Source organism: Armatimonas sp. (assembly GCF_043760365.1).
Classification (GTDB): domain Bacteria; phylum Armatimonadota; class Armatimonadia; order Armatimonadales; family Armatimonadaceae; genus Armatimonas.
In genome coordinates, this window is the sequence record NZ_JAYUPA010000888.1 from 1 (window position 1) to 8562 (window position 8562).

Annotated in this window: 9 protein-coding genes; 1 reads left to right on the top strand and 8 read right to left on the bottom strand. The window is 57.9% G+C overall.

Translation table 11 applies throughout. The annotated features are described in order from the left end of the window. Window positions 1-98: 98 nt before the first annotated feature. From ACH2EH_RS22055 to ACH2EH_RS22085, 7 genes are all read right to left on the bottom strand, one after another. Entirely contained in the window at window positions 99-350 is a 252-nt protein-coding gene (locus ACH2EH_RS22055) for a hypothetical protein (RefSeq protein ID WP_395145129.1), read from the bottom strand. 79 nt (window positions 351-429) lie between these two features. Continuing rightward, window positions 430-1242 carry a DUF1559 domain-containing protein gene (locus ACH2EH_RS22060; protein ID WP_395145130.1) on the bottom strand — a complete coding sequence of 271 codons (813 nt, stop codon included), beginning with the start codon at window positions 1240-1242 and terminating at the stop codon, window positions 430-432. A gap of 177 nt (window positions 1243-1419) precedes the next feature. Continuing rightward, the gene (locus ACH2EH_RS22065; RefSeq protein WP_395145132.1) at window positions 1420-2514 is read right to left on the bottom strand and encodes a multiheme c-type cytochrome; all 1095 of its coding nucleotides are present in this window, start codon (window positions 2512-2514) and stop codon (window positions 1420-1422) included. A gap of 47 nt (window positions 2515-2561) precedes the next feature. Next, window positions 2562-3413 carry a TonB family protein gene (locus ACH2EH_RS22070; RefSeq protein WP_395145134.1) on the bottom strand — a complete coding sequence of 284 codons (852 nt, stop codon included), beginning with the start codon at window positions 3411-3413 and terminating at the stop codon, window positions 2562-2564. Between the two features lie 5 nt (window positions 3414-3418). Then, window positions 3419-5890, bottom strand: a complete 2472-nt coding sequence (locus ACH2EH_RS22075) for a TonB-dependent receptor (protein ID WP_395145136.1) — start codon at window positions 5888-5890, stop codon at window positions 3419-3421. 53 nt (window positions 5891-5943) lie between these two features. Then, a complete protein-coding gene (locus ACH2EH_RS22080) occupies window positions 5944-6267 on the bottom strand; it encodes a hypothetical protein (RefSeq protein WP_395145138.1) in 324 nt (107 codons plus the stop codon). Between the two features lie 82 nt (window positions 6268-6349). After that, window positions 6350-6799: a Fur family transcriptional regulator gene (locus tag ACH2EH_RS22085; RefSeq protein ID WP_395145140.1), complete on the bottom strand. Its 450-nt coding sequence runs from the start codon at window positions 6797-6799 to the stop codon at window positions 6350-6352. Window positions 6800-6886: 87 nt separating this feature from the next. On the opposite strand from ACH2EH_RS22085, the gene ACH2EH_RS22090 reads away from it, so the two are divergent. Next, entirely contained in the window at window positions 6887-8242 is a 1356-nt protein-coding gene (locus tag ACH2EH_RS22090; protein ID WP_395145142.1) for an alkaline phosphatase PhoX, read from the top strand. Window positions 8243-8245: 3 nt separating this feature from the next. Here ACH2EH_RS22090 and ACH2EH_RS22095 read toward each other — a convergent pair. Continuing rightward, on the bottom strand, window positions 8246-8562 hold a 317-nt coding region (locus tag ACH2EH_RS22095; protein WP_395145144.1), incomplete at its 5' end, for an SOS response-associated peptidase.

An 8562-nucleotide genomic window follows, 5' to 3' on the forward strand; every position in this document is an offset into this window, starting at 1 on the left:
AAAAGCAAGGGCCGCACCGAGCCAACGGAGTCGTTGACGCGCTGCGGCCTGAGAACGGGTACGGGGTGCGGGCATATCTGCTAGAGTATCTCTAAAACCTACTGCCCGCCGCCTTGTGCTCGGATTTTCGCCTTCACTTCAGGCGGTGTATTGGGGTCGTTGAGGGCGGCATCCATCTGACCCTTCGCCTCACTGGGCACGGCTACCGGGGCAGCTCCTGCATTTGCCTTGGCATCGGCCGCAATTGTGGAGGCGGAGTCCTTGGCAACTTCGTCTTTCTGGCAGCCCAGCAGGCACAACGTGGTCGCCAGGAGGGCGAGGAGAAGCGAACAGCGGAGTGTTTTAGTCATAAGAGGTTTTCCTTTCCATCATTACAAAGACGCACCGCATCAAAGAGGCGGTGCGTCTTGTTAAGGAGGTGTCGCGAGCCTACGGGGTGAAGAGTACGGTGGGTTTAGCGTTCTTGAAGAGGTAGAAATCGTTCTTGCGAACGGTTCCCCAGTTCAGTGCCTTGGCGTGGCCGTCTGCGAAGACATAGTTGCCATTCTCCATGTGGCCCTTGGTTCCTGGGTTGGCATTGTAGGCACCAGCGCAGTTTCCTGAGGTGGCTGCATCCTGGGCCCTCATGCGCCCGGCCAGCTTCCAGGTATCACACCCGGTGAAGAGGGAGCCCCACGGTGAGCCGTAGTTCACATCGCCTCCGTTGACATCCACGACCTCGATGGTCTCTGCGGGGGCATCCATTGCGGCGAGCGCGGTGGGCGTGCCACCCCAGTTGGACATGCCCGTGTTCTGGTCGGTTCCGTTTGCCTGGCGTGTGTTGATGCGTCCTACCGAGCTGTAGGTACGGGTTTTAGGCGCTAAGTTGAATCTGCCGTCGTAGTAGTTGCCCAGGCCATAGTTCGCGCCTGCATTGCGGTTGACACTGGGACACTTCCACATGTCCGTGTTCTTGGTGTAGGGTTCGATCATGGACTCAAACGGAGTGACTGCCTGACCGCCCCCGAAGATAGGCGGGTTAGCGGGGAAAGCGACGGGTAGGGTCTCGTCGTAGTCCTGGGAATACATCATCAGGCCAAGCCCGATCTGCTTGAGGTTGGAGATGCAGGAGATAGCACGAGCACGCTCACGCGCCTGCGCGAAGACAGGGAACAAGATAGCGGCGAGAATCGCGATAATCGCGATGACGACGAGAAGCTCAATCAGCGTAAACGCTTTTTTGGCCGAAGAAAAACGAGTCATTCAAAACCTCTTATTTCAGTGAGTTTTCGTAGTGATTCCAATGTTTGTGCACAAGCACCATCGGGCGGCATTTACCAGGTAGGATGAGACGCTTCGAAGCGTTTTTATTAAGCCCGACTTAACATTGGTTTATACCATGCCCCCCACGCAATGTCTATGCCACATGTGAAAATAGTATTAATTTTTTGAAGGGATGTGAATCTTGTGATCCGCCATTGTCATAGGGATAGCGGAGCCTGTCAGCGCCTTTCGCGAAGGCATGTGACAGCCGATGCACTTGGCCGTCGGGTTGATCGGGCAGGGCTTTTGCGGGGTCTGCGCGGAGTGGCACGTCAGGCAGGCGCGTTCGTAGAAGGCGGGCTCCCTGGTTGCGCTCTTGGCGTTTTCGTGCGGGCTATGACACGTAAGGCACGAGAGCTTATCAGAGCTTTTCTGGAAGCACTTGCTCTCCATCAGGCCGTAGGTCTGCATTCGGTTACTGACGGATTTAGGAAGGTGCGCCGCTTCGACGTCCTGGCGTGACCCGTGGCACTTCCCACACAGCAAGTTGAGCCGGGTCGCCGGAAGCTTACCCAAAGATTCCATCTTCCCGCTGTCGAACTTGCCAGAGCGGGCGGCTGTGACGTGCGCCGTACCCGAGCCGTGGCAGGACTCACACCCGACGCCAAAAAAGCGCTTCTCCGGCTTTCCACCCGTCTCCGGCACCGCGACGGCGTGGCAGAGCATGCATTTTTTCCCATTGGCTACCGGGTGCACCTTGCCCAGAGAGCCTGGCGCTAGCTTTTCCTGGCCGGGGGTGATGTACCAGGTTTTTTTCACCGGAAAGTAGCTCATCCGAAACTCCGCCATTTTGTTATCGTCCATAAAGGCGACATAGGTCACTCCCGTTTTCCCAGACCCCACGGCAAGATCCAAAGGTACTTTCTGATCCGAGAGGGCCGGAGCGGCAACGGTGAACACTCCCGCTGCCTCATGGAGGACGAACTCCGACTGAGCAATCTTACCCAAGGGCGGCACGCGTGCTCCGAGGTCGCGGGTGGAGAGGAGGCTCAGGGTTTGGGCATGGGAGCTCTGTCCATGACTACGAGCGATATCGGGGTGGCACTCGGCGCAGACGGCATTTCCCATAAAGGCTTCGGTCTCCAATAAAGTGGCCTTTGCTTTGGGAGATGCAGGTGTCAGGCTGGGATCACCCAGGCAGCCTGCCATGATCAACAGAACCAGAGTCAGTCCCAACCCTAACAGTTTTTCAGGAGCAGTACGGTAGCGCATCTTGCGGGATTGTACCGAACTTCGGGTGAAGATGTGAAAAAACAGGGCTACCGAACTTCGAACTCGAACTTGAAGCGCTGGGTGCTAGAGAGGGCCTGACCACTCTTGAGCGCGGGCTTCCACTTCCATTTTTTAAGAGCTTCCAGCACGCGCTGGTCAACCTCGGGGTTCCCTGAGGAGGTGCGGAGAGTGGCCTCGAAGCTACCATCCGCCTCGATCTCGACGACCACACGGACGAACGATTTGAACTCGCCTTTCTTCAGCGAGTCGGGGATCGTGGGCTGGACTTGGTGCGTCGGTTCGGCCTCGCGGGTGGGGCCGGTAGGCTTAGGCGTGGGGGGCGGAGTGGGCTTTGGAGTCGGAGTAGGCTCAGGGGTGGGGCGAGGCGTTGGCTCGGGGGTGGGCTTCGGTGGAGCTGCCGACACAGTAGGAGCGGCTTGAACGGGAACTTGCGTGGCGGCGGTGACGTCTGGCTTCGGAGCTGGCTGCGGCAAGCTGTCTATGGAAGGCTGGGGACGTTCTGAAGGCTGGGGGGCAGGTGCGCCAACCGAAGTGAGAACGGGACGAGCGCTGGAAATAGGCGCTTGCTGTGGTTGCTGGGCTATTTGTGGCTGCTGGGCTATCTGCTGCGTTGGAGGTGTTACAGCGCTTGGAGAGGGTGTTGGGGCAGGCGTTGCGAGTGGAACCGGGGTTGCAGGTGTTTCTGTCTTTGGAGGAAGACGGCACTCTGGGCAGTCCTGAAAGACAACCTCTACAAAGCCCGGGTGGCTGTCGCGATGGCCCACATGGCTCGCTGAGAAACGTGCGATGGCGAGCAGGAATACTATATTAAGCCCTAGAGAGAGGCTCATTGCGAGACCGAAGCGGGCTTTGTGGAGATTGTCTTTCAGATCCGTCATGTGATTTAGAACTTTCTTGTCAGACTAAACATCACCCGGCGGCCCTGCTGAAAGCGGGTTCCGGTGAAGGGGGAGTTAAAGTTCATCACGCTACGGCTGTCAAGCAGGTTCTCGACGGAGACATCTGCCTGCAGATCGTTCTTAAGGAGCTTGGCTCCGGTGGAGTAGCGGAAGTTCAGCTCCGTGCGTGCTTGCCGCTTGCCGCCGTCTACTGTCTGATCTTCATCCAGTGGGTTGACAATCGGCGAGGAGAACGCTCCACTGCCGTAGTAAGCACTAAGAGCCACATTCGCGCCGCTCTTCAGGCCGTAGGTGATGCCTGCGGAGAGCGTGTTGAGCTGATCGTGATCGGAGTAGGGCTCCTCTCCATTGACCAGCTTGTTGATGGCATTAGCCCAGGTAAAGAACCCGCCCAAGCCGACCCCGTTTTGGGGAGCCTTGTCGTAGGAGAGCTCCAGGCCATTGGCAAACGATCCCGCACTGATATTGACCGTGGAGAACACCCCGATCTGCGTTCCAGGGATCAGAATGGCGGTATCGAGCTGATCCTGGAACCATTTTCGGTAGGCCACCAGCTTGACAGTCTGGTTCTGTGGGAGCTGGCGCTCGATGCTTGTTTCGATCATCTTGACACGCTGGGGCTTGACACCCGTGCCGATCAGCGCTCCTTGAGCCAGCGGCGGCTGAGAGAAGAGCTGGTTGTACGAAGCGCGCGCCACGGTTCTAGGAGCCACGTTGTAGGCAAGATTTACACGTGGCGAGAGATCGGTGGCGGTAACGGTATCGCCCGCTGTGCCGTCTACAGTCTGCTCGGAGCGGAATGTATCTAGGCGTAGGCCATAGTTCACTGTGAGCTTTTCACTCACTTTGAATGTGTCCTGGGCGTAGGCCGCGCCGTAGTAGCCCTTGCGCTTCACCTGAAGTGTGGGGGTGATCGTCGGTGCTCCCACAATATAGTTGTCGCCGACCATCGTCCCGCCACTTGCCACGAGGCGCTCGTCAATTGCACGAAGCGCATTGAGGGCGCTCTGGCTACCCGGGGTGATCTGGTAGCTCTCATTACCACGCTGGTCGGAGAAGAGGCCGCCGAATTTCAGGATGTGCTTGCCCTCGTTGATCGTGACATTACCTTGAAGCTGGCTCTGGTTGTACTGACGTTTAATCGTCGGATGAAACTCTATCGAGGAATCCGCTGCGAGCGTGCTTGAGGCGATTGTTGCGCCATTGCCTGCTGTGTTATTTAGCAGATCTTGCTGGGATGCTGAGGAGCCAAATGTCAGCACTGCCGTCGTTTTTGCATTAAGTTGCTTGCGGTACTGAAGTGTCCCAAAGCCATTGTTATCCTGCTGGTAGATATCCTGACCCAGGGTTTCCTGTGAGGCCAGGCCGCTGTCGGCGTTCTTCACTCCCCCGTAGCCAAATCCCTGCCCTACGGGAGCATACGGGGCGCTCAGCCCTGTGCGGTTAGCGATCTGAGTGCGTGCTGGAGCGGTGTTTACCGTCAGCGAGAGCTTCTCCACAAGCGAGAGATCGTAGTCAAAGTTCGCAAAGAGAGTCTGTGAGGTCTGGCCATTATGACGTGTTTGCTGATCGGGCTGAGGTGCCTCGATGGCATTGTCTGTGGTGCGGCCCGTGTAGTTTACTAAATAACCAAGCTTTTTCTTGCCCTCTGATCCCGTCTGTCCGCCTGCGGTGAAGCTCGTCTCGCCTGTGCCAAAGCCGCCACCGGTCAGGGTCAGTGTGCGAAACGGCACGAGCGTCCCCGAGCGTAGTGTCAGGTTCAGCGCCGCCGCCGTCTCTGAGCCGTACTCGGGCGCGAAGCCGCCCGTGATCACATCAATGGTCTGGAGCGCATCGGGAGCCAGAAACTGCCCCGCGCGGCCCTGAAACGCGCCGGGGAGTAAGAAGCCATTAAGGTAGATCGAGGTGGCGGCGTGCTCGGCGCGGGGGTGGATCTGGTTGACAGAGTCCTCGGCAAAGCCTGGCACGGCGCGAATGGCCTTGGTAAGGCTCTGGTGGTTGCCCGCCGTTAGCGGAAATTTACTCACCGTTTCGCTGGAGAGTGTTTTAGCCGACGACGCATCGCCGCTACGGACTCTATCGCGCTCGGCGGTGATCTTAATCGTCTTTTCTTTTAGTGGCTCTAGCGGAACCTCAATATCGGTGGTGACATCAGCGAGCACGGTGACACTCTGGGTGTCTTTCTGGAACTCCCCCACCGAAGTCACGAGCTTCCAGGCCCGGTTCTCCAGGGGGGGCGTCAGCGCGACTCCATCCGCTCCTGTGGTGATGGTAAGAGGCGCACGCACCCCGGCACTGTCCATCAGCAGAATTCTAGCGCCAGGGAGCGGCTTCTCGGACTCGGCATTAAGCACTTTGATCTTTAAGCGCCCCACAACATCGGCGCGGGCAGTTGAGCAAAGCGAGACAGAAATAGCAAGGACAAGCCCGAAGCGGGCCCTAGAGGAAACACGCATGAGAAATCACACTCCTGAAATATGGAAGAAAAAAGAATCAACGACGAAATATATTAGGAGAGGAAGTCAGGCGGGCCGCGTGTGGAGAGAGTCGGGAGGAGCGCTTGCCCTGTGAGAAGCAACCGTGTGCTGGCAGGCTCGGGAACGAAGAGGGCAGGGACAAAGAGCGCTATAGCAACAGCCGTCAGGCAGATAGGAAGCGATTCCAGCAGACAGAGAGAACAAGAGTCGCTCGGTGTCGAGGTCAGTGCTGCTGTCTCTGTACGTAGATTATGGCTCTGGAAGTGTGTCAGTGGGCACCAAACACAGACAAATAACCAGAGCGCCACGACGGAAGGGACGAAGCGTTTTGAAAATCTCTGTTTTTTGCAAGACATACCCATATACTACAAACTGTTTATTATAACACAGATGCAATAGTAGCGCGATGCGAACGGAAGGGATCTTTCTGTCAGAAAGTTACTTGACGGGGGGGACGGTCTGGCAGCGCTCGCAGGTTCCGTGTAGTGTCAGAGTGTGGCTGGCGACCTGAAAGTTATGGGGAATCGTGGTCTGCGTGAGCATTGCATCTACCATGCAGCCCTCAAAGTCGGCAATCGAGCCGCAGCTATCACAGACGAGATGGTGGTGATGGTCCGTGTCGGAGGGGCCGGGGGCAGACTCGTAGCGGTAGAAACCCTCACCAAACTCTGTGCGAATCAGCAAATCTAGCCGGGTAAGCTCGTTGAGCGTGCGGTAGATCGTGACGAGATTGATGTCATTGTCGGTCTGCTCGTAGATATCTTGAGCCGAGAGAGGACGCTCACTGGCGGCCAGCAGACGCAAAAGAACTCGGCGTGGGAGCGTTCGTCGCATCCCGGCCTGCTCAAGGGTGGCTTCAAACCACTGGAGGCGCTCATCCTTGGTCATCGTTATAAGATGAGATTATATCATGTAGGAGGATTTTCTTAATCGTCACTTGAGCTTTACATGTGCCTGAGAGGGTACGCTAAGCGAATGGATCGTAGAACTCTTCTTTTGGGTGGCGGGATTGGTCTGACGGGCTTAGTAACCCGTGGGGCGCTGGCGCTTGATCGCAGCGCAGTGGCAGTCGGCTATGGAAATCCGCGACCCACGGCGGCGCACAACACGGGCGAGGTGCTCTTAGAGTTACCTGAGGGGTTCTCCTACAACGTGTTTGGGCGGCAGGGCACGCGCATGACCGATGGAAATCTCACGCCTACCAAGCATGACGGGATGGGTGCGTTCTTGGTGAATGGTAAGCTGCGCCTCGTGCGCAACCACGAGGTTCCCAACACGCTTGCCCGGCCTGGCACTGCAATTCTCCAAGACGAGCATGCCTACGACATGAGCGCAGGCGGCGGAGTGACTACGCTCACGATTGACCCCGTAACTCGCGAGCTGATCGAGAGCCATATTAGTCTCGCGGGAACGCACACCAACTGCGCGGGCGGCCCCACGCCTTGGGGAAGCTGGCTCTCGTGCGAGGAAACAACGCTAGGAGCGGCGAAAGGCAAAGACGATAAAGGCAAGGCGATTGGTGGATTCGAGAAAGAGCACGGCTATATCTTTGAGGTGCCAGCCAGCAACGAAGCGCCTGTGATGCCGGTGCCGCTTAAGGCCATGGGACGTTTTGTACATGAGGCGATTGCCGTAGACCCCGCCACGGGGATTATCTATGAGACCGAGGACCGTACGAGCGCAGGGTTCTATCGCTTTTTGCCCACCAAGCCCGGCCAGCTCATCGAGGGCGGGCGGCTCCAGATGCTGGTGATTGAGGGCAAGCCCCAGGCGGATCTTCGTAAAAAGCAAACCGTCGGCGAGCCACTCGCGTGCGTTTGGATAGACATTGAGGACCCTGATCCTGCGGCGGCAAGCACCAACCCACTGGCGGTCTACGAGTCCGGCAGAGCCAAAGGCGCGGCCACTTTTGCGCGGCTCGAAGGCTGCTGGTGGGGCAATGGCCACGTCTACCTGAATGCCACGACGGGCGGCGATAAAATGCTCGGGCAGGTATGGCGCTACCAGCCCAAGGGCAGTGACAAAGGCGAGCTGATCTTGCTCTTTGAGTCCAAGTCCAAGAGCGTTTTATGGAACCCAGACAACCTCTGCGTCACACCACGCGGGGGCCTAGTGCTCTGCGAGGACACCTACGGCGGGGCTTGCTACCTGCGTGGCCTGACCCAAAAGGGCGAGATCTTCAACTTCGCCCGCAATATCTACCCTGGCCTCGAAGACAGCGAGTTCGCCGGAGCCTGCTTCTCTCCCGATGGCCAGACGCTCTTTGCGAATATGCAGCTTCCTGGCGTGACGCTGGCGATCTGGGGGCCATGGGAGCGCGGCCCGTTCTAGCCGCTAAGCCAGAGCCACAAGAAGCTCTGCATCATCATTGGCGGGGGAGCCGACGCGCTTGCTGACGAAAGTGGCGTCCATCTGGTCAGCGGGAAAAGGGGAAAACAGCGGCTGGAGGTCGAGGGGCTTGTAGCGTACAACCTCCAGCCACATGGCTTCGTCGTCTAGGTTTTGCAAGATCACCGGCATGCGCCCGTGAATCTTCCCCACAAGCGTATTTGCCTCGGTGGTCAGCAACGTGCAGGTGCGCAGCGACGAGCCATCTGGGGCGTGCCACTCTTCGTAGAGTCCGGCGAAGGCAAAGAGCTCGCCGCCGCGCA